Origin of the sequence: Novosphingobium sp., from assembly GCF_030699305.1 — a bacterium.
GTDB lineage: Bacteria > Pseudomonadota > Alphaproteobacteria > Sphingomonadales > Sphingomonadaceae > Novosphingobium.
In genome coordinates this window covers 1-19,837 of record NZ_JAUYNB010000010.1, presented here as the reverse complement: position 1 = coordinate 19,837, position 19,837 = coordinate 1, and the positions used below count along the sequence as shown (strand labels likewise).

Annotated in this window: 14 protein-coding genes; 9 read left to right on the top strand and 5 right to left on the bottom strand. The window is 67.4% G+C overall.

What is annotated here, in order from left to right:
• Positions 1 to 5 precede the first annotated feature (5 nt).
• Both Q8Q53_RS02800 and Q8Q53_RS02795 read right to left on the bottom strand, forming a co-directional pair.
• On the bottom strand, positions 6 to 800 hold the full coding sequence (locus tag Q8Q53_RS02800; protein ID WP_305700231.1) for a cyclase family protein: 795 nt from the start codon (positions 798 to 800) through the stop codon (positions 6 to 8).
• Between the two features lie 123 nt (positions 801 to 923).
• Positions 924 to 1,790 (bottom strand): alpha/beta hydrolase, encoded by an 867-nt coding sequence (locus Q8Q53_RS02795; protein ID WP_305700230.1) that lies wholly within the window; start codon positions 1,788 to 1,790, stop codon positions 924 to 926.
• 246 nt (positions 1,791 to 2,036) lie between these two features.
• Between Q8Q53_RS02795 and pobA the strand changes: the two genes are divergently transcribed.
• On the top strand, positions 2,037 to 3,206 hold the full coding sequence (gene pobA / locus Q8Q53_RS02790; RefSeq protein ID WP_305700229.1) for a 4-hydroxybenzoate 3-monooxygenase: 1,170 nt from the start codon (positions 2,037 to 2,039) through the stop codon (positions 3,204 to 3,206).
• Between the two features lie 74 nt (positions 3,207 to 3,280).
• Positions 3,281 to 4,438 (top strand): cell wall hydrolase, encoded by a 1,158-nt coding sequence (locus Q8Q53_RS02785; protein ID WP_305700228.1) that lies wholly within the window; start codon positions 3,281 to 3,283, stop codon positions 4,436 to 4,438.
• Positions 4,439 to 4,628: 190 nt separating this feature from the next.
• Here Q8Q53_RS02785 and Q8Q53_RS02780 read toward each other — a convergent pair whose 3' ends face one another.
• The 3 genes from Q8Q53_RS02780 to putA all read right to left on the bottom strand — a co-directional run bounded on the left by Q8Q53_RS02780 (position 4,629) and on the right by putA (position 10,897).
• Positions 4,629 to 5,867 (bottom strand): 3-hydroxyacyl-CoA dehydrogenase NAD-binding domain-containing protein, encoded by a 1,239-nt coding sequence (locus tag Q8Q53_RS02780; RefSeq protein ID WP_371136491.1) that lies wholly within the window; start codon positions 5,865 to 5,867, stop codon positions 4,629 to 4,631.
• A 179-nt stretch (positions 5,868 to 6,046) separates the two neighbouring features.
• Positions 6,047 to 7,636, bottom strand: coding sequence for a fatty acid--CoA ligase (locus Q8Q53_RS02775; protein ID WP_305700227.1), 1,590 nt, complete (start codon positions 7,634 to 7,636; stop codon positions 6,047 to 6,049).
• Positions 7,637 to 7,723: 87 nt separating this feature from the next.
• Positions 7,724 to 10,897: a bifunctional proline dehydrogenase/L-glutamate gamma-semialdehyde dehydrogenase PutA gene (putA, locus tag Q8Q53_RS02770; protein WP_305700226.1), complete on the bottom strand. Its 3,174-nt coding sequence runs from the start codon at positions 10,895 to 10,897 to the stop codon at positions 7,724 to 7,726.
• A 130-nt stretch (positions 10,898 to 11,027) separates the two neighbouring features.
• Between putA and Q8Q53_RS02765 the strand changes: the two genes are divergently transcribed.
• The 7 genes from Q8Q53_RS02765 to Q8Q53_RS02735 all read left to right on the top strand — a co-directional run bounded on the left by Q8Q53_RS02765 (position 11,028) and on the right by Q8Q53_RS02735 (position 19,754).
• Positions 11,028 to 11,570 (top strand): YfiR family protein, encoded by a 543-nt coding sequence (locus Q8Q53_RS02765; RefSeq protein WP_305700225.1) that lies wholly within the window; start codon positions 11,028 to 11,030, stop codon positions 11,568 to 11,570.
• 26 nt (positions 11,571 to 11,596) lie between these two features.
• Positions 11,597 to 12,844, top strand: coding sequence for a diguanylate cyclase domain-containing protein (locus tag Q8Q53_RS02760; protein ID WP_305700224.1), 1,248 nt, complete (start codon positions 11,597 to 11,599; stop codon positions 12,842 to 12,844).
• Positions 12,837 to 13,334 (top strand): OmpA family protein, encoded by a 498-nt coding sequence (locus Q8Q53_RS02755; RefSeq protein ID WP_305700223.1) that lies wholly within the window; start codon positions 12,837 to 12,839, stop codon positions 13,332 to 13,334. Before Q8Q53_RS02760 ends, Q8Q53_RS02755 begins: the two co-directional genes overlap by 8 nt.
• A 49-nt stretch (positions 13,335 to 13,383) precedes the next feature.
• Positions 13,384 to 16,980: a hydantoinase B/oxoprolinase family protein gene (locus tag Q8Q53_RS02750; RefSeq protein WP_305700222.1), complete on the top strand. Its 3,597-nt coding sequence runs from the start codon at positions 13,384 to 13,386 to the stop codon at positions 16,978 to 16,980.
• The gene (locus Q8Q53_RS02745) at positions 16,977 to 17,651 is read left to right on the top strand and encodes a DUF969 domain-containing protein (RefSeq protein ID WP_305700221.1); all 675 of its coding nucleotides are present in this window, start codon (positions 16,977 to 16,979) and stop codon (positions 17,649 to 17,651) included. Before Q8Q53_RS02750 ends, Q8Q53_RS02745 begins: the two co-directional genes overlap by 4 nt.
• A 169-nt stretch (positions 17,652 to 17,820) precedes the next feature.
• Complete coding sequence (locus tag Q8Q53_RS02740; protein WP_305700220.1) at positions 17,821 to 18,759, top strand: DUF979 domain-containing protein; 939 nt, start codon at positions 17,821 to 17,823, stop codon at positions 18,757 to 18,759.
• Positions 18,756 to 19,754, top strand: a complete 999-nt coding sequence (locus tag Q8Q53_RS02735) for a DUF2891 domain-containing protein (RefSeq protein ID WP_305700219.1) — start codon at positions 18,756 to 18,758, stop codon at positions 19,752 to 19,754. The genes Q8Q53_RS02740 and Q8Q53_RS02735 overlap by 4 nt, the downstream gene beginning before the upstream one ends.
• Positions 19,755 to 19,837: the final 83 nt, after the last annotated feature.

Sequence of the window (19,837 nt, the reverse complement as noted above, 5' to 3'; positions counted from 1 at the left end):
CCGGTTCAGTCGTCAAAGATGGCGACAGCGCGGGTCCAGCCCGCGCTGGCAGCCTTGATCTTGTGCGGGAAACAGCTGACCATGAACCCGGTTGACGGGATCGCTTCCAGATTGTGCAGCTTTTCGATGTGGCAATAGCCGATGTCGGCCCCGGCGCGGTGGCCTTCCCAGATCAGCCGGGCATCGCCGGTTGCTTCATACTTCTGCTTGGTATGGATGAACGGGGCGTCCCATGACCAGGCATCGGTGCCGGTCACGCGCACGCCGCGTTCCAGCATATACATCGTCCCTTCATAACCCACGCCGCAGCCCCGGCTGACATAGTCCGGCTGGCCGACCGCGCTGCCAGCTGCGGTGTTGACCACGACGATATCGAGCGGCTCAAGGGTGTGGCCGATCCGGCTCAGCTCAGCCTCGATATCAGCAGCGGTGGCGACATAGCCGTCCGCGAAATGGCGGAAATCCAGTTTCACCCCGCGCTGGAAAAACCATTCCAACGGCATTTCGTCGATCGTCTGGGCGGACCGGGTGTTGCCCAGCCCGGCATCCTGCCGGGGGTGGTAATGCCACGGCGCATCGACGTGGGTGCCGCTGTGCGTGGTCAGCCTGACCCACTCCGCCCCGCAAAAGCCCACGTCACCGCCGCGCATTTCATCGAACTTCACCCCCGGAAAGAACATTTCCAGTTCCGGCCGGGTATCGGTGTGGGTCTGATAATCGATCTGCGGCTTCATGAACGGCGGATCGGTGACCACGTCGTTGCACAGGGTGATCGACAGGTCGACGAAGCGGCGGCTCATGCTGGTTTCTCCCGGTTGATTGCCTTGCAGCCTGTCACGGACCGCAGCGCAGAAGCTATCCGATAGTTTCGATCCCTGTCCATTGATGAACCGCCACCCTGGGCCACGGCCCCGTGTGCCCGCCTAATGCCGGTCGAGCCAGGCAATATACTGGTCGATCCACAGGTCGCTGGTGGTGCCCTTGGTGCCCATGCCAAAGCCGTGGGAGCCAGCCGAATAGAGGTGGAACTCGGCCTTTGGACTCTCGGCCAGCCAGGCGCTCAGCAGGCCCAACCGGCCTTGCTTGAACAGTGGATCATCCACCGCGATGGCCAGGAACAGCGGGGGGCGGGGACCGCCGTTTACCGCGTGCCCCATCGGTGGATAGATCAGGGCGATGTTGTCGGCCAGCGCGCCCTCATCCCGCCCTTCCAGCAGGCGGATCGCCGAGCGTGCGCCCGCGGAAAAGCCGATCACGCCGATCTGCGCGGGGTCCAGTGCGCGTTGGCCGGCTTCGTCCCGGACCATCCGCAGTGCTGCCGCCAGATCATCGACGGCGGGCGGGTGGTCCGCCAGTTCGCGCTTGCCCAGGCTGCTGAACAGCAGCGCCTGCTTTGCCATATAGGCCGCGTTGTCGCGCGGGGTTTCGGCCGTGCGATACTTCAGCACGAACGCGCTGTAGCCGCGCGCGGCCAGGGCATCGGCCACCCGAAACCCTTCCTGCTCGATCGAGACGAACTGGTAACCTCCGCCGGGGACCACGATCACCGATTTGCCGTTGCTCTTGCCCGGCCGGGGCAGCACCGGATAGACCGCCGGGCAGGTAACATTGCGGACGTTGACCTGTTCAAACATCCGTTCCCACTGTTCTGCCCCGGCGCACGGGACACCGAGCGGAACCGCCGTGCGACGGACCGGGCTGATCGTTTCCGGCGGGGGCAACTGGGCCGTGGCCGAAGCGCCAAGCGTCAGTGCGGCCAGCGGCAGCAGGGCCGTTTTCAGCAGGTTCATCGTACCCTCTCCTCCGTGCACGGGCCTTCGCGCACGAGTCTGCGCCAAGGGCGCGGCGAGGTAAACCGCCATCCGGATGCGGACCAGTCGTTTCCACTGCTGCGTTCTTGCGGTGTCCGGTTGGGCGCGGTGGCCGCGATCGGCGCGGCCTGATCGAAAAGTGCAAGTTAATGGCCGAAACCGCCATGGCCGGACGCGTCTGGCAGCGCTAGCCCGGTGCAGTAACAAGCGCGGGAGAATCGTGGCATGAAAACCCAGGTCGCCATCATTGGCGCGGGACCGGCGGGGCTGTTTCTGGGCCACTTGCTGCGGGCCGAAGGCATCGACTGCGTGGTGCTGGAACGGCAGATGCCGGACTATGTGCTGTCGCGCATTCGCGCCGGGGTGCTGGAACAGGTGACCGTCGAGCTGATGGAACGGTTGGGCCTGGACACGCGGCTGCGGGCCGAAGGGCTGGTCGAGGAAGGGTTCAATCTGGCCGATGGCGAACGGTTGATCCGGATCGACGTGGCCGGGCTGACCGGCCAGACGGTGGTCGTCTATGGCCAGACCGAAATCACCCGTGATCTGATGGACGCCGCCCCCGCGCGCGGCCTGCCGGTGCTCTATGGTGCAAAAGACGTTGCCGTCCACGCCATCGCGGGCGACGCGCCGTTTGTGACTTATCGCCATGACGGGGCAGACCAGCGGCTGGACGCGCGCTTCATTGTCGGCTGCGACGGGTTTCACGGTCCCAGCCGCAAGGCGATTCCGTCCAGCGCAGCGCGTGAGTATGAGCTGGTCTATCCGTTCGGCTGGCTGGGCATTCTGGCCGATGTGCCGCCGTGCCATCCCGAACTGATCTATGCCAACCACGAACGCGGGTTCGCACTGGCGTCGATGCGCAGCCACACCCGCAGCCGCTATTACATCGACGTGCCGCTGACCGAGCGGATCGAGGACTGGAGCGACGAGCGGATCTGGGATGAACTGGCGATCCGGCTTGGCCCCGCTGCGGCGGCCAATATCACGCGCGGCCCCGCAATCGAAAAGTCGATCGCGCCGCTGCGGTCCTATGTGTTCGAACCGATGCGTTACGGCAGCCTGCTGCTGTGCGGCGATGCGGCGCATATCGTGCCGCCGACCGGGGCCAAGGGCCTGAACCTGGCCGCGAGCGACGTGCATTACGCTGCCGCCGCGCTGACCGCGTTCTTTGCGCGCGCCGACAACGATGCGATTGCGGGCTATTCGGCGAAGGCGCTGGCGCGGGTGTGGAAATCGGAACGGTTCAGCTGGTCCCTGACCAAGCTGATGCACCGCTTTCCCGGCGATGGGCCGTTTGAGCGCGCGATGCAGGTGGCGGAACTCGATTACATCGCCAGCAGCGTGGCCGCGCAGACGAGCATTGCGGAAAACTACGTCGGCCTGCCGGTCTGAAGCGCCGGTCTGAAGCGCCGGTCTGATCTGCCGGTTTGATCTGCCGCGCGCTTCGGTGCATGGCTGCGTGACTGATGATGGTCCCGCCTTTCCTTCCCCCTGCCGTGCGAAAAGTCCTGCCCGCCGCACTTGGCGCGGGGCCGGTGCTGGCTGTGATCGTCGCCTGCCAGCTGTCCGGTCTGGAACCGCCGAACCTCGATGCGATCACGCTGGCTGAAACGCGGCTCGGGGCGGATCTGGCCGAACTACCCGGGCGCGGCGGGGATGCCCCGCTGCTGAACGGCGCGCCGCTGCTGCCGATGGACGAAGCGCGCGCGCGCAATGCCGCCGTGCCGTTCTATGCCGGGCGGATCGAACCGGCGGCGCGGTTCCGTTTTTCCGGCAGTCCGGTCGATCTGGCCCGCGCGACCGAATGCCTCGCGCTCGCTGCCCTGGCAGAAGCGGGGCCGAGCGATCCGGGCCAGCGCGCGGTGATTCAGGTCGTGCTCAACCGGGTGCGCCACCCCGCGTTTGCCCAGACCGTGTGCGGGGTGGTGTTCGAAGGATCGCTGCGGCGGACCGGCTGTCAGTTCACCTTCACCTGCGATGGCTCGCTGGCGCGGCGCTATAGCGACCCCGCGTGGCTGGCGGCGCGCGCGCGCGCGGTGGAGGCGCTGAACGGCGGGATCTATGCGCCGGTCGGCAACGCCACGCATTACCATACCGACTGGGTGTTCCCATGGTGGAGCCCGAAACTGGTCAAGCTGGCCCGCGTCGAAACCCACCTGTTCCTGCGCTGGCCGGGATACTGGGGCAGCAAGGCGGCGGGCCGCCTGCCCTATCGCGGGGGGGAGCCGGATATCCGCCCGCTGCTCGCCGGTCCTGATCCGGCGGCGACCGAGGCGGCCCTGCCGCCGCCAGACCTGCCCGCCGATACCCCGGCAGTGACCGGCGGGCAGGTTGAGATGCGCGATGCGTCAGGCCGCGCCAACTTCGTGGTGATCGATGCGGCGTCCAGCGCGGCGGATGCGGCGGCGATTGCGCGCAAGCTGTGCAAGCCGGATGCGACCTGCCGGGTGCTGGGCTGGGGCGCCCGCGCCGATGTGCCAGCCGCGTTCCCGCTGCCACCCGCCGCCCGCGCCAGCCTGCAATTCAGCTTCACCCGCGATCCGGCGGGTGCGGAGATCGTGCTTTACAATTGCGACCGATTTTCCGGGCTGCCGCGCGAAAGCTGCATTCCCCGGGCGCGATGAGGGCTGGGCGCTCCCCACCCCCGCCACTTCGTCATGCTGAACTTGGTTCAGCATCCATCATGCCGCGAAGGCAGTTGCCTTGGATGACAATCAGCTGAGCCGTTTGCGCCAGCAGACCACGATCCGCGCTGGCGGAGAAATGGATGCTGAAACAAGTTCAGCATGACGGATTGTGTGGGCGTGGTAGGATCTACCCCGCATCGCGGGCCAGCTTGTCGCAGACCGGCAACCCATAGCGCTTCAGCCCCGCGACCACCTTGTCCAGCCCCTGATGCGCGGCCCAGTACATCGGACCGCCGGTCCACGCGGGCCAGCCATAGCCGTTGAGCCAGACCAGATCGATGTCCGAGGCGCGCTGGGCGATCCCTTCGTCCAGGATCAGCATCCCTTCGTTGATCATCGGATAGATCAGCCGCTCGAAGATTTCCTCGCGCGTGACGGTGCGCTGCGGCACGCCCTCGCGGGTGGCGAACTCGGCGATGATCGCCTGCACTTCAGCTGAGGGCGTGCGCTGGCGGTTCTCGTCATAGTCGTAAAAACCCTTGCCGGTTTTCTGGCCCCAGCGCCCGGCGGCGCACAGCGCCTCGCGCACGGTGGTGACCTTGCTGGGATCGCGGTGCCAGCCGATGTCCAGCCCGGCCAGATCGCCCATCTGGAACGGTCCCATCGGAAAGCCGAAGTCCAGCAGCACCTGATCGATGTCGAAATAGGCCGCGCCTTCCATGATCAGCGCGTTGGCCTGTTCCTGGCGTTTGGCCAGCATCCGGTTGCCGATGAAGCCGTGGCACACGCCCGATACGACCGGCACTTTGCGGATCTTGCCCGCCAGCTGCATCACGGTCGCCAGCTGGCTCGCGCCGGTCTTTGCCCCGCGCACCACTTCCAGCAGCTTCATGATGTTGGCGGGGGAGAAAAAGTGCATCCCCAGCACGGCTTCGGGGCGGCTGGTGACACTGGCGATTTCATCGACGTCGAGATAGCTGGTGTTGCTGGCCAGGATCGCGCCGGGCTTCAGAATCGCGTCCAGCCGGGAGAAGACATCCTGCTTCACCTCCATCGATTCATAGACCGCCTCGATCACCAGATCGCAGTCGGCCAGCGCGCTGAAATCGAGCGCCGGGGTCAGCCGCGCCATCGCCGCTCCGGCGTCGGCGGCCTCGATCCGCCCGCGTTTGACACTGGCGGCATAGTTCTTGCCCATCACCTCCACGCCCCGGTCCAGCGCGGCCTGTTCACGCTCGACGATGGTGACGGGGATGCCCGCGGTCAGGAAGTTCATGGTGATCCCCCCGCCCATCGTGCCTGCGCCGATCACGCCCACTTTGGCAATCGGGATCAGCGCCGTGTCGGCGGGCAGGTCATCGATCACCGCGCTTTGGCGAAGGGCGGCGTCGATGTGCTCCTTGGCACCGGGCAGGGGTTCGGACATGGGGCTCTCCTAAATCGTTCCGGAACACAATAATCCCCGATCCGTTCGTGTCGAGCGAAGTCGAGACAATATTGCCCCTCCCCGGTGGGGAGGGGTTGGGGTGGGGTCGTCACCGGGAGAGGGCAGAACCCCCATCCCAACCCTTCCCCACCGGGGAAGGGCTTTGCGGTGTGGTTACCTCAGTTGATCTGGCGTTCGCGGCCCGCCCAGTATGGTTCGCGCAAGGATCGGCGCAGGATCTTGCCGCTGGGGTTGCGGGGCAGGGCGTCGATCACGTCGACGCTCTTGGGCACCTTGAAGCCCGCGACGCGTTCGCGCGCCCAGGCGATGATGCTGGCGGGATCGATGGTGTGGCCGGGTTTGGGCGCGCAGACGGCCTTGACCGCTTCGCCCCACTTTTCATCCGGCACGCCGATCACGGCCACTTCCAGCACGTCCGGATGGCCATAGATCCCGCTTTCGACTTCCGCCGGATAGACGTTTTCGCCGCCGGTGATGATCATGTCCTTGGCCCGGTCGAACATATAGACATAGCCGTCCGGATCCATGTAGCCGACGTCGCCGGTGGCGATCCACCCGTCCGCATCCATCGTGCTGGCGGTCGCTTCGGGCAGCTTCCAGTAGCCCAGCATGTTGCTGGATGAACGGGTGCAGATTTCCCCGATCTCGCCCGTGGGCATCGGCTGACCGTCTGGCCCGCGAATGATCATTTCCACGCCCGGCAGCGGCTTTCCGGCCGACCGCATCCGCTCATTGCCTTCGACCGAGTGGTCTTCGGGCGGCAGGATGCAGATCGTGCCGGTGGTTTCGGTCATCCCGTAATTCTGGACGAACTGTGCGCCGAACATCGCGATGCATTCACGCAGCAATTCCAGCGGGATCGGACTGGCCCCATAGAGGATATACTTGATCCGGCTGAAATCGGTCTTCGCGCAGTCCGGATGGTTCAACAGCAGCGCCAGCGCGGCGGGCACGATGAAGAACCGGGTGACGCCGCGATTTTCGACTGCATCGAACACCCGCACCGGATCGAATTCGGTCAGCACCACGCCCGGCAGGCCCGCCGCCAGCGCCATCACGCCCAGTCCCGTGCCGCCGATGTGCGCGCACGGCATGGCGACCAGCACGGCCTCATCCTCGTCCCACAGGGTGTGTTCGGGCGGATTGTCCAGGCTGGCCTTGCGCAGCCCGAACAGGTTGCGGTTGGACAGCACCGCGCCTTTCGGGTTGCCGGTGGTGCCGGAGGTGTAGAGTTGCAGCACCGCTTCGTCCGCGCCGGATGGCTCGAACGCCGCGCGCGGGGCTTCGGCGATCAGCTTGCGGGCCTGATCGGCGGTGAAGCAGCGCAGCAGGCCGGGGCGGGTGCCCAGCGTGGCGGCGCAGGCTTCGAACCCGTCGCCCAGGAACAGCAGCCTGGCATCGGCATTGTCGATGATGAAGGCGGCCTCGGGCTCGGCCAGTCGCCAGCCGACCGGGACCATCACGATGCCCGCACGCGCCGCGCCGAAAAACAGCGTGAAATAGGTGACGCTGTTCTTGCCGAACCAGCAGATCCGGTCGCCCTTGGCCACGCCCATGGCCAGCAGCGCGCTGGCGACGCGGGCGGTCGCGTCCTCAAGTCCGGCGAAGTCGAAGCGCAGGTCGTCTCCGTCCATCGCCAGTCGCTCCGGGCGGTCAGCGGCCCAGAACCGGATAAAGTCGTCGAACGTGAACAAGTCTGCAGTGCGCTGGGCTTTCGCCAGCAAGCGGTCGTAAGTTGCCTGATCCATTATATTCTCCCGGCGGGCAGTTTAACCGGGCGATTAACAAGGGCAAGGGGGGAATCGCGATCCTGTCACACCCAGCGGTGCGTCATGCTATCCGCCGGCCATCAGGCTGGCATTGCCGCCTGCCGCAGTGGTGTCGATGCAGGTCACGCGCTCGGTCGCGAAGCGCGCCACATAGTGCGGCCCGCCCGCCTTGGGACCAGTGCCGGACAGCCCTTCGCCGCCGAACGGCTGACTGCCGACGACCGCGCCGATCTGGTTGCGGTTGACGTAGAGGTTGCCGACTTTCGCCCGTGCCTGCACCAGCCGCCGGGTGTTGTCGATCCGGGTGTGGACGCCCAGCGTCAGGCCATAACCGCAAGCGTTGATATCGGCGATGACCTGCTCCAGCCCGTCGGCAGCGAAGCGCGCGATGTGCAGCACCGGGCCGAACTGTTCACGGTCCAGCTGGCGGATGCTGTCGATCTGGATGATCGCGGGGCCGACGAAGGTGCCGTTCGCGCAAGCCTCTGGCAAATCACGCTGCCACACGGTGTGCCCGGCGGCGCGCATCGCGACCACGTGGGCGTCCAGCGCCGCCTTCGCCTCGGCATCGATCACCGGGCCGACATCGGTGGTAAGGTCTTCGGGGTCGCCGATCACCAGCGCCTCGAACGCGCCGCGGATCATCTCCAACATCGCATCGGCGATATCGTCCTGCAGGCAGAGCACCCGCAGCGCCGAACAGCGCTGCCCCGCGCTCTGGAAGGCAGAGGCGACGACGTCGCGCGTGACTTGTTCGGGCAGGGCGGAGGAATCGACGATCATCGCGTTCTGCCCCCCGGTTTCCGCGACGAACTGCGCCAGCGGCCCGTCGCGACTGGCCAGGCTGCGGTTGATCGCGCGGGCAGTTTCGGTCGATCCGGTGAAGGCCACGCCCGCGATGCGGGGATCGCCAGTCAGCAGCGCGCCGACCGTGCCGTCGCCGGGGACGAGCTGCACCGCGCCGTCCGGCACCCCGGCTTCGCGGAACAGGCGCACCGCCAGGTCCGCGATCAGCGGGGTCTGTTCAGCCGGTTTGGCCAGCACGGTGTTGCCTGCCGCCAGCGGTCCCGCGATCAGCCCGGTGAAGATCGCCAGCGGGAAGTTCCACGGGGCGATTGCCACGAACGCCCCGCAGCCGTGCAGGGTCAGGCGATTGCTCTCACCCGTCGGGCCGGGCAGCGCCTCGCCCTCCGGCGTGAACAGGCGCCGCGCCTCGGCGGCGTAATAGCGCAGGAAATCGACCGCTTCGCGCAGTTCCAGCACGGCGTCGGTCAGGGTCTTGCCGGCCTCGCGCTGGCAGAGCGACAGGAACGCGTCGCGGTGGGCTTCATACTGGTCGGCCACCGCTTCCAGCAGCACGGCCCGGCTTGCGCCGCCGCGCGCGTCCCAGTCCGGCTGGGCGATAAGCGCGCGCTCGATCATGGTGGAAACTTCGTTTGGCCGGGCATCGCGGCAGTGGCCGACCACCACCGCGCGGTCATGCGGCGACTGTACCGGGCGCGGCGCGGCAGCGGGCGCGACTTCGGCGGTCGGGGCGGCGGTCCAGCCGGAAAAGCTGCGTAGCTCGTCCATGCTTTCCAGCAAGGGCGCGCGCACCAGTGGATCGGCCAGGTCCATGCCCGCACTGTTGGCGCGCGGGGCGAACAGCGCGGTGGGCAGCGGGATCGCCGGATTGCGGCGCGGGGAGAGCGCGGCGAGTTCCGCCACCGGATCGCCGGTCAGCTCCGCCACCGGCACTTCGGCATCGGCCATCCGGTTGACGAAGGATGAGTTCGCCCCGTTTTCCAGCAGGCGGCGGACCAGATAGGCCAGCAGTTCCTTGTGCCCGCCGACGGGCGCGTAAATCCGCACCGGAGTTCGGGCCACACCGTCCGCTGCCTCGATCCGGGCGAGTTCGGCATAGACGTCCTCGCCCATGCCGTGGAGCCGCTGGAATTCGAACTGCGCGGTGCCCGCCAGCGCCTTGATTGCGCCGATGGTGTAGGCATTGTGGGTGGCGAACGCGGGATAGATCGCGTCGCTCGCGGCCAGCATCCGGCCTGCGCAGGCGAGATAGGACACGTCGGTCGCGACCTTGCGGGTGAACACCGGGTAATCGCCGTGGCCGCCGACCTGCCCCAGCTTGATCTCGCTGTCCCAGTACGCGCCCTTGACCAGCCGCACCATGATCCGGCGGCCATGCCGCCGCGCCAGCTGTGCTACCCAGTCGACCAACGGCACCGCGCGTTTCTGATAGGCTTGCAGCGCGAGGCCGAACCCCTGCCAGCCGCCCGCGAACAGGCTGTCATCGGCCACCAGCGCTGCGATGATGTCCATCGACAGCTCCAGCCGCTCAGCCTCTTCGGCGTCGATGGTGAAGTGAATGTCGGCATCGCGCGCCTTGGCTGCCAGTTCGCGCAGCATCGGCACCAGCGCGGCCTTCGCGGCCTCGGCATGATAGAAGTCATAGCGCGGATAGAGCGCGGAGAGCTTCACCGAAATGCCGGGGGAGCGGACCACGCCCTCGCCCGCCTCCGCCGCGATCCGGTCGAGCGCGGCGGCGTAGGATTGGCGGTAGCGTTCCGCATCGGCAAAGGTCATCGCCGCTTCGCCCAGCATGTCGAAGCTGTGAGTCAGCCCCTCCTTGCGTTCGGGCGCGGCGCGCGCCAGCGCTTCGTCGATTGTCCGGCCGAACACGAACTGCCCGCCCAGGATCTTCATCGCCTGCAAGGTTGCCTGCCGGATCACCGGTTCGCCCAGCCGTCCGACCGCGCGCTTCAGCGATGCGCCCAGCCCGCCCGCGGCCTCGCGCCGCTGTTGCAGCACTTGCCCCGTCAGCATCAGCGAGAACGTGGCGGCATTGACGAACGTGCTGCCGCTGTCGCCCAGCCGGTCCGACCAGTCGATTCCGGCCAGCTTGTCGTGGATCAGCGCATCGGCAGTGGCGGCATCGGGGACGCGCAGCAGCGCTTCGGCCAGACACATCAGCGCGATGCCTTCTTCGGTGCCAAGGCCATACGTTTGCAGGAACGCGTCCAACCCGCTGGCCTTGTGCGCCCGCGCGCCGGTGACGAGCCGGGCGGCGAGCGCCTGCGCGGCGGGGTGGACCGCGCTGGCGGGGGCGGCTTGCAGCAGCCGTTCGGCCAGGCAGGTTTCTTCGTCCGGGCGATAGGCGCGGCGCAACAGGGTGCGATTCTGCGGGGCGGGCAAGGCGGCTTCTCCGGTAAAAAGCGATTGGCCCGCCCTAGCACTGGTTACCATGGAAACCAATCCGGCAGGCGCGGTCCGGTTGCAACGGTTAGTTCCACGTAAACGAAATACCCACAAATCCTTGCCTTTCCGGTGGGTTCAGGCAAAGGGCAAGGTTGGTCTGGCAAGGATCAGGGTCGAAATGAAAGTTGCCAATCGTTTGCGGATCGCGCTGCTTGCGCTGGCCGCCGTGCCCTTGGTGGGTGCGGCGGACCTTGTGCTTGTGCCGGTCGCGGGCGGGGCGAATGACCCTTATGCGGCCCCGGTCGGGCGGATTGTGCAGTCGATAACCGAATATACCAGCTGGCCCACCCGGCAGAATCCGGTCACGCTGTGCGTGGTCGGTCCCGCCGCCCATGCCGAACGGCTGGACGATCTCCGGCTGGCCGATGGCCGCCTGATTGAGCGCCGGACAGTGGCGTTGACCGGGTTTGCCCCGGCCGCGTGCGATGCGCTCTATATCGGCCGGGTGGCAATGCCGGACATGCGCATATTGACCGCGCAGGCGCGTGGGCGCGGCGTGCTCACCATTGCCGAAGCTGACCCCGATTGCCGCAGCCAGGCGATGTTCTGCCTGCTGTTTCCCCCGCAGGCCGTGACGTTCCGGATGAACATCGACGCGATTGCCCGGTCTGGCCTGAAAGTCGATCCGCGCGTGCTGCGCATATCGCAGGGGGGGCGCTGATCATGGCCCTGCGCAGGATTTTTGGCATGTCCTCAAGCGCCGCACAGTCGGCCGCGCTGCCCACGCTGGCGCAGATTCTGGGCCGCGTGCATTTGCGGCTGATCCTGTTTGCGGTTGCGCTGGCGGCGGCCAGTCTGGTGGTCAGCGGCGGGATCGTGATCCGCAACTATGCCCAGCGCAACCTGGATCTGATCGCCCGCACTGTCAGCTATACGGTGGAACCGGCGGTGGTGTTCGGCGATGCGGACGCGATCCGCGAAGGCCTTGTTTCGGTCGCCGCCGTCGGCGGGGTCGACCGGGTCGAAGTGCGCGATCCGGCGGGCCGGGTGCTGGCCCACTGGCAGCATAGCCACGCCGAACTGCATTCCGGGATCGAAGACGTTGCCAACGGCGTGATCTGGCCGGACCCGTCGCGGGCCGCGATCCAGCGCGGCGATGTGGTGATCGGGCAAGTGCGGGTCTACGGCAATTCCGAAGGCCTGCTGCGCTATATCCTGGCGGGACTGATCATCGCGCTGTCGTGCCTGGGGCTGACTGTGCTGGCCACCCGCATCCTGGCGCAGCGCCTGCAAAAGGACGTGATCGGCCCGCTCGATCATGTTGCCGATGTGGCCCATTCGGTCCGCAGCGACCGGGCTTTTGAAAAGCGGGTGCCATCGTCCGGCATTGCCGAAATTGACCGCTTCGGACAGGATTTCAATGCGCTGCTGGCCGAATTGCAGGGCTGGCACGCCGGGCTGACATCGGAAAACGCCGAACTCGCCCGCCGCGCCACGCACGATTCGCTGTCGGGGCTGGGCAACCGCGTGCTGTTCGAACAGACGCTGGGCGATGCCATCGGCAGTTCGGTGCGCAGCGGGGTCAGCTTTGCGGTGCTGTATCTGGACGTCGATCACTTCAAGGATATCAACGATCGGCACGGCCACGAATGCGGCGATGCCGCGCTGATTGCCGTGGCCGAGCGTCTGCGCCAGAGCATCCGCCACGTCGATCACGCCTTCCGCCTGGGCGGTGATGAATTCGCCGTGGTCCTCGCCCCGTTCTATAACCGCGCCCACGTGGACGCGGTCAGCGCCCGGATCGACAAGTCGATGGAACGTCCGTTCCGGCTGCCGAACGGGCTGTTTGCCACTTCGACGCTCAGCATCGGAGTGGCGGTTTACCCTGATGACGGGGTGTCACCGCAGGATTTGCTGCGCCGCGCCGATGCGGAAATGTATTTGCGCAAGCGTGGCCGCCGCTCGGCAGGATTTGAAGGAATTGAGAATGCGTAACGGGTTGCTGATTGTTCTGATGGCGCTGCTGGCTGCGTGCCAGACCACGCCGTCCAAACCGGCCTTTTCGGCCAAGCAGGTTGCGCTGCTGACCGAGCAGGGGTTCAAGCCGGTCGGTGAGAATTTCGAACTGGGCATTTCCGATCGCCTGCTGTTCGAAGTCGACAAGGCCGATCTGGTGCCGGAAATGGTTGCCACGCTGGACAAGCTGACCCGCAGCCTGACCAGCGTCGGAATCAACGGGGCCATCGTGGAAGGCCACACCGATTCCACGGGCAGCGCGGAATACAACCAGCAATTGTCCGAACGCCGCGCCGCAACGGTGAAAGCCGCGATGGTTGGCGGCGGGCTGCCCGATGCGGCCGTTCGTCCGATCGGGCTGGGTGAAAGCGATCCGATCGCGGACAACCAAAGCGAAGCGGGCCGCGCCGAAAACCGCCGGGTGGTGATCGTGGTCACGCCGGCGGACGCCGTTGCAATCCGCGACTGATTGCGCGGCCGCCGATTGAAAGGCGCGGCGCAGCGGCTATGACGGGCAGATGAGCATTTCCCCGGCGCCGCGCTGGCAGTTCTGGATCGATCGCGGCGGCACGTTCACCGATGTCGTCGCGCGCACGCCCGATGGCCGGATTCTGACCGCCAAGCTGCTGTCCGAAGACCCCAACCGCCCCGCCGATGCCGCCGCCCATGCCATCCGCAGCCTGACCGGCGCGGGCGATGCGCCGCTGCCCCCAGCTGACGTGCGGATGGGCACCACGGTCGCCACCAACGCGCTGCTGGAACGCAAGGGCGAACCATGCGTACTGGCGATCACGCGCGGTTTTGGCGATGCCCTGCGGATCGGCACGCAGGACCGGCCAGAGCTGTTCGTGCGGAAAATCGAATTGCCCGAGCCGCCCCACGCCCGCGTGATCGAGATCGACGAGCGGGTCGATGCATCCGGCAATGTGGTGCGCGCCCTGGATGAGGACGCCGCCAGCACCGCTTTTGCCGCTGCCGTGGCGGACGGGCTGCGCGCCATCGCCATCGTGCTGATGCACGGCTACCGCTTTACCGCGCACGAGGCCCGGCTGGCGGAACTGGCCCGCGCCGCCGGGTTCACGCAAGTATCGGTCAGCCACGAAGTCGCGCCGCTGATCAAGCTGATCTGGCGCGGCGATACCACGCTGGTCGATGCCTATCTCTCGCCGGTGCTGCGGCGCTATGTCGATCAGTTCTCCGGCCAGCTGGGTGGCCATATCCGCCCGTTGTTCATGCAGAGCAGCGGCGGGCTGATCGACGGCGCGCGGTTCCGGGGCAAGGATGCGATCCTGTCCGGCCCGGCCGGCGGGATCGTCGGCATGGCGCGGACGGCAGAAGCGTCCGGCGAAGCCCGCGTGATCGGATTCGACATGGGCGGCACCTCGACCGATGTCAGCCACTATGCCGGGGCGTTTGAACGCGACAGCGAAACCCGCGTCGCCAATGTCCGCATTCGCGCGCCGATGCTGCGCATCCACACGGTTGCGGCGGGCGGCGGATCGATCTGCCGGTTCGATGCCGGACGGCTGGTGGTCGGCCCGGAAAGCGCAGGCGCAGTGCCGGGTCCGGCGTGTTACCGGAATGGCGGTCCGCTGACGGTGACGGACTGCAACGTGCTGCTGGGAAAGCTGATCCCCGATCACTTTCCGCGCCTGTTCGGCCCGACCGGCGACCAGCCGCTCGACCGGGCGGTGGTAGAGCGCAAGTTTGCCGCGCTCTCCGTGCAAGTGGCCGCCGAAACCGGGCAGGACCTGACGCCGCAGGCGCTGGCCGAAGGGTTCATCAGCATCGCCGTTGCGGGCATGGCCCACGCGATCAAGCAGATCTCCGTGGCGCGCGGGCATGACGTGACCGGCTATGCACTCGCCTGTTTCGGCGGGGCCGGGGGCCAGCATGCCTGTCTGGTCGCCGATGCGCTGGGGATCGGCACGGTGCTGGTCCATCCGCTCGCCGGGGTGCTTTCCGCCTATGGCATGGGGCTGGCGAGCGAGGCGGCGGTGCGTGAACGCACGCTGGGCCTGCCGCTGGTGGCCGGGGTGGAAGCGGCGGTGGAGCAGGTCCGCGCTGCCCTGGCGGACGAGGCGGCGGAGCAGCTGAACATGCCGCCCAGCCGGGTTGAGGCCAGCCTGTTCCTGCGCCGCGAAGGGTCCGAAAACGCCATCGAACTGCCGACGGGGCCGGTCGATGAACTGGCAGCGGCCTTTGCTGCGGCGCACCGCGCGCAGTTTGGCTATGACGGCGCGGGCGCGCTGGTGGTGGATCGGGTGCGGGTTGAAGCGGCGGCCGAGGATATTACCGCTGCGCAGATCGCCTGGCCGCTGCCCACCGCCACCGGCACGCCGCTGGGTCAGTCCAGTTGCTATCTGGCCGGGGCAGCGCAGGACACCCCGGTGTGGGACCGCGCGGCGCTGGCGGCGGGGTTCACCGCGAACGGCCCGGTGATTGTGATCGACGCGCTGGCGACGACCGTGGTCGAACCCGGCTGGCGCGTCACGGTTGATGGCGATGGCAGCCTGCGCCTCACCCGCCATGCCCCGCGCGCGGTCACGGTTGCCAGCGGGACAGCGGTCGATCCGGTCCGGCTGGAAATCTTCAACGGGCTGTTCATGGCGATTGCCGAGGAAATGGGCAGCGCGCTCGCCCGCAGTGCCACCTCGGTCAACATCCGCGAGCGGCTCGATTTTTCCTGCGCGCTGTTCGATGCTGCCGGGCGGCTGGTCGCCAATGCGCCGCATATGCCGGTCCATCTGGGATCGATGGGGGAAAGCGTGCAGGCGGTGCTGCGGGAGCGGGCGGATGGCCGCGACGGGCGCGGCGTGCGGCGCGGCGATGCCTATGTCCTCAACGCGCCTTATGCCGGGGGAACGCACTTGCCCGACATAACGGTGGTGCTGCCGGTGTTCGTCGATGATGCCAGCGCAGCCCCCGATTTCTTCGTCGCCGCGCGCGGGCATCATGCCGATGTCGGCGGAATTGCGCCGGGCTCGATGCCGCCGAACAGCCGGACCATCGCGGATGAAGGCGTCCTGCTGGAGAACGTCCTGCTGGTCGACGAAGGCCGGTTCTGTGAGGGGCAACTGCGCGCGCTGCTGTCCGCCGGGCCGCTGCCGTCGCGCAATGTCGATCAGAACATCGCGGACCTTGCCGCCCAGGTCGCCGCCTGCGCGCGCGGCGCGGCGGGGCTGGAGCGGGCCTGCGCCGAGCATGGCCGCGATGTGGTTGCCGCCTATATGCATCACGTCCACGCCAATGCCGAAGAAGCCGTGCGGCGATTGATCGGACGGCTGGCAGACGGCGCGTTTTCCTATGCGATGGACAACGGCGCGGTGATCAGGCTTGCGGTGCGGGTGGACCATGCCGCGCGCCACGTGACGATCGACTTCACCGGCACCAGCGATCAGCTGCCCGGCAATTTCAACGCGCCGTTCTCGGTCGTGCGGGCGGCGGTGATGTATGTCCTGCGCACCATGATCGACGATCCAATCCCGATGAACGAGGGCTGCCTCGCCCCGGTAACGATTGTCGTGCCCGAAGGATCGATGCTGCGCCCGCGCTATCCGGCGGCCGTGGTCGCGGGGAATGTCGAAACCAGCCAGGCGGTGACCGATGCACTGTTCGGCGCGTTCGGGGCGATGGCGGCGGCGCAGGGGACGATGAACAACTTCACGTTCGGCACGGACCGCTACCAGTATTACGAAACCATCGCCGGCGGCGCGGGCGCGGGGCCGGACTTCGACGGGGCCAGTGCGGTCCAGACCCACATGACCAACAGCCGGTTGACCGATCCCGAAGTGCTGGAAACCCGCTTTCCGGTGCTGCTGGAGGAGTTTTCGATCCGGCGCGGTTCGGGCGGCGCAGGCGCGCACCGGGGCGGCGACGGCGCGGTGCGGCGGCTGCGGTTTCTGGAACCGATGGAAGCGGGCATCCTGTCCAACCGCCGCAAGGTGCCGCCGTTTGGCTTGCACGGCGGTGCGGACGGGGCCTGCGGGCGGACCAGCGTGCTGCGCGCGTCCGGCGCGACCCAAGTGCTGGATTCGACCGCCAGCGTCATGGTTGCGGCGGGTGACGTGATCGTGATCGAAACACCGGGCGGCGGGGGATACGGAAAACGATGAACTACTGGGTCTTGTCCGGCATTGTGGTGATGGTCACCGGGTTCGTGCTGCGGTTCAATCCGCTGCTGGTGGTGGTCAGCGCCGCGCTGGCGACGGGCGTTGCGGCAGGGCTGGACCTTGTCGCCATCGTTTCCGCCTTCGGCAAGGCGTTCAACGATACCCGCTATGTCAGCGTGGTGTGGATCGTGTTGCCCGTGATCGGCCTGCTGGAACGCTATGGCTTGCAGGAACGCGCGCGGGGGCTGATCGCGGGCATGAAAGGCGCGACGTATGGCCGCTTGCTGACCGGTTATCTGCTGCTGCGGCAGGCGACGGCGGCGCTGGGGCTGACCTCGGTCGCGGGCCACGCGCAGACCGTCCGCCCGCTGGTCGCGCCGATGGCCGAAGCGGCGGCAGAGGAAACCGGGCCGCTGTCGGACGCGGAGCGCGAACAGGTGAAAGCCATGTCCGCCGCGACCGACAACGTCGGGCTGTTCTTTGGCGAGGACATCTTCATCGCCATCGGCTCGATCCTGCTGATGAAGGGCTTCATGGAGCAGCAGGGGATCATTCTCGCCCCGTTCGACCTGTCGGTCTGGGCGATCCCGACCGCGATTTTCGCGTTCCTGATCCACGGCTTCCGGCTGTGGCGGCAAGGGCGCAAGCTGCGCCAGCGGGGAGCGGGCGCATGATCCACGTAACCTTCCCTCACCCGCAAACCCCGCCCGTCCTGAGCTTGTCGAAGGACTGTCCTTGCTTGCGGGCAGGGGCGCATGGGGCGGGAAGAAAAGCAGCCCTTCGACAAGCTCGGGACGGGCGGGCGCGGAGGCCGGGGGTGACGGTTGACCGGAGGGCTGCCGCATGATCGGACTGGCACAAGTCTATGTCCTCGCCGGGCTGACGTTCACCGCGTTCGCGCTGCTGTCGGCGCGCGATGCGAGCAATCCGCGCCGGTTCGCCAACACGGGCTTCTGGGCGCTGCTGGCGCTGTCGATGCTGGCGGGGGACCGGCTGGGCGATTTCGGCAACGGCGTGCTGGTGGTGGCGCTGGTCGGCATCGCGGGCTTGCGCGGGCTGGGCAAAGGCACGGGCGGCAGCGCGGCAGAGGAACGCGCCGCCAATGCGGACCGGCACGGCAACCGCCTGTTCCTGCTGGCCTTGGTGATCCCGGCAACCGCGCTGGCGGGGACGTTCCTGTTCAAGCAGTTCCCCGCGCTGGTTGATGCCAGACAGGTGACGCTGGTCAGCCTGGCGCTGGGTGTGGTGCTGGCGCTGGGCGCGGGGGCGGCGTGGCTGCGGCCTGCGCCGCTGGTGCCGCTGGAAGAAGGCCGGCGGCTGATGGACGCGGTCGGCTGGGCGGGCATCCTGCCGCAGATGCTGGCCAGCCTGGGCGCGGTCTTCGCGCTGGCGGGGGTGGGCGATGTCGTCGGCGGGCTGATGGCGGACGTGATCCCGGATGGCAGCCTGCTGGGCGCGGTGATCGCCTATGGGCTGGGGATGGCGCTGTTCACGATGGTGATGGGCAATGCCTTTGCCGCGTTCCCGGTGATGGCGGCGGCGATTGGCTTGCCGCTGCTGATCGGTGAATATCAGGGCGATCCCGCGATTGTCTGCGCCATCGGGATGCTGGCGGGGTTCTGCGGCACGCTGATGACCCCGATGGCCGCCAACTTCAACATCGTCCCCGCCGCGCTGCTGGAACTGACGGACCGCAACGCAGTGGTCAAGGCGCAGATTGCCACCGCGCTGCCGCTGCTGGTCGTCAACATCGCGCTGATCTACTGGCTGGCTTTTCCATGACTGACCTGAACGCTGATACCGCCGCGCGCTTCATGGCGCTGACGCTGGGCCATCTCGGCCGCGAATATCCGCACAAGCTCGATCACGTGCTGGACGGCCCTGCGGACGTGCAAAGCCCCAGCGCCTTGCACCCGATCTTTCACGGCAGCTTTGACTGGCATTCGTGCGTGCATGGTTATTGGCAGGTCCTGCGCCTCGCCCGGCGGTTCCCGGATTTGCCGGAGGCGGCAGCCGTGCGCGCCCATGCCGCGCGGGCGTTCACGCCCGAAAACTGGGCAACGGAAACGGATTACCTCGCCCGGCCATCGGCGCGCGGGTTTGAGCGGCCCTATGGCTGGGGCTGGGCGCTGGCGCTCCATGCCGAACTGGCGCTGCACGATGCGCCGTGGGCGGCACTGGCCGAGCCGTTCGCGCGGGCGTTCGCGCAGCGGCTGCATGATTTCCTGCCCAAACAGACGTATCCGATCCGGGTCGGCACGCACTACAATTCCGCCTTCGCGTTGGTGCTGGCGCGGGACTGGGCTGGGACTCGCGATCCCGCACTGGCCAGCCTGATCGATGCGCGGGTGCGCGAATGGTTCGGCGGTGACCGGGCCTGTCAGGCGTGGGAACCGGGCGGCGACGAGTTCCTGTCCCCGGCGCTGTGCGAGGCGCTGGTGATGAGCCGGGTGCTGGGGACGGACTTTGCCGCGTGGTTCGAAGGCTTCCTGCCGGACTGCGCAGGAATGCAGCCCGCGACGCTGTTCACCCCCGCCACGGTGTCAGACCGCAGCGACGGCAAGATCGCGCATCTCGATGGGCTGAACCTCAGCCGTGCGTGGTGCTGGTGCGAGATTGCAGCGGCGCTGCCTGCGGATCATCCGGTCGTCCCGGTCGCGCGGGCAGCGGCAGAGCGGCATCTGGCCGCCGCGCTGCCGCATCTGGCCGACGATTACATGGGCGAACACTGGCTCGCCACGTTCGCGCTGCTGGCGCTGGAGGCGGGTTCGGACTGAACCCCCTCCCTCGTTTCCCAACCTCGCGTTCGTGTCGAGCGAAGTCGAGACACGGTTAGCGCAAACGTGTCTCGACTTCGCTC

What these genes read in the sequence shown, in the direction of transcription:
- Q8Q53_RS02780 (WP_371136491.1), bottom strand. Translation starts at nt 5,867, where the DNA reads ATGTCCGAACCCCTGCCCGGTGCCAAGGAGCACATCGACGCCGCCCTT.
- pobA (WP_305700229.1), top strand. Translation starts at nt 2,037, where the DNA reads ATGAAAACCCAGGTCGCCATCATTGGCGCGGGACCGGCGGGGCTGTTT.
- Q8Q53_RS02735 (WP_305700219.1), top strand. Translation starts at nt 18,756, where the DNA reads ATGACTGACCTGAACGCTGATACCGCCGCGCGCTTCATGGCGCTGACG.
- Q8Q53_RS02745 (WP_305700221.1), top strand. Translation starts at nt 16,977, where the DNA reads ATGAACTACTGGGTCTTGTCCGGCATTGTGGTGATGGTCACCGGGTTC.
- Q8Q53_RS02760 (WP_305700224.1), top strand. Translation starts at nt 11,597, where the DNA reads ATGTCCTCAAGCGCCGCACAGTCGGCCGCGCTGCCCACGCTGGCGCAG.
- Q8Q53_RS02775 (WP_305700227.1), bottom strand. Translation starts at nt 7,636, where the DNA reads ATGGATCAGGCAACTTACGACCGCTTGCTGGCGAAAGCCCAGCGCACT.
- Q8Q53_RS02765 (WP_305700225.1), top strand. Translation starts at nt 11,028, where the DNA reads ATGAAAGTTGCCAATCGTTTGCGGATCGCGCTGCTTGCGCTGGCCGCC.
- Q8Q53_RS02740 (WP_305700220.1), top strand. Translation starts at nt 17,821, where the DNA reads ATGATCGGACTGGCACAAGTCTATGTCCTCGCCGGGCTGACGTTCACC.
- Q8Q53_RS02750 (WP_305700222.1), top strand. Translation starts at nt 13,384, where the DNA reads ATGAGCATTTCCCCGGCGCCGCGCTGGCAGTTCTGGATCGATCGCGGC.
- Q8Q53_RS02800 (WP_305700231.1), bottom strand. Translation starts at nt 800, where the DNA reads ATGAGCCGCCGCTTCGTCGACCTGTCGATCACCCTGTGCAACGACGTG.
- Q8Q53_RS02795 (WP_305700230.1), bottom strand. Translation starts at nt 1,790, where the DNA reads ATGAACCTGCTGAAAACGGCCCTGCTGCCGCTGGCCGCACTGACGCTT.
- Q8Q53_RS02755 (WP_305700223.1), top strand. Translation starts at nt 12,837, where the DNA reads ATGCGTAACGGGTTGCTGATTGTTCTGATGGCGCTGCTGGCTGCGTGC.
- Q8Q53_RS02785 (WP_305700228.1), top strand. Translation starts at nt 3,281, where the DNA reads ATGATGGTCCCGCCTTTCCTTCCCCCTGCCGTGCGAAAAGTCCTGCCC.
- putA (WP_305700226.1), bottom strand. Translation starts at nt 10,897, where the DNA reads ATGGTAACCAGTGCTAGGGCGGGCCAATCGCTTTTTACCGGAGAAGCC.